Source organism: Halobacteriovorax sp. DA5 (genome assembly GCF_002903145.1).
Lineage (GTDB): Bacteria > Bdellovibrionota > Bacteriovoracia > Bacteriovoracales > Bacteriovoracaceae > Halobacteriovorax_A.
Window position 1 is genome coordinate 1 of sequence record NZ_PPDJ01000035.1, and the last position, 352, is coordinate 352.

At 54.3% G+C, this 352-nt stretch carries 1 protein-coding gene; it reads right to left on the reverse strand.

Annotated elements, in window-relative coordinates:
* The coding region (locus tag C0Z22_RS15795) for a serpin family protein (RefSeq protein ID WP_199177587.1) at positions 1–339 on the reverse strand (339 nt) is incomplete at its 3' end.
* Between the last annotated feature and the right edge of the window lie 13 nt (positions 340–352).

Consider the following 352-nt stretch of genomic DNA (forward strand, 5'->3'; position numbering starts at 1 on the left):
GTATATCTGTGAATGAGTGCTGCCCTTGGCTCCTACAGCTAGCATGCTCAAAGCCATTGAGATCCCAACCGGGGAGAAGAAAATGTTCTTGCCCTCGGCATCAGGATGGAACGCAAGTTTCTTGTAGAGAGAGAAGGCGAAGTCAGCATTGTGTGGAGAGAGCAGATGGCAGGCATCGGTGCCCCCCTCATGGCTGGGGTGGGGTTCATCCTTCCCGTGGTGAAGATGGTGGTGGTGGTCAGCTGTGTGGCCACCATGGTCGTGGCCTTCGTGGGGTGCAGCCCAGGCTGTTGCTAGCAGCAAGGCAGCAATCGTACAGCAATAAATCTTTCCCCACATTTTTTTCACCATC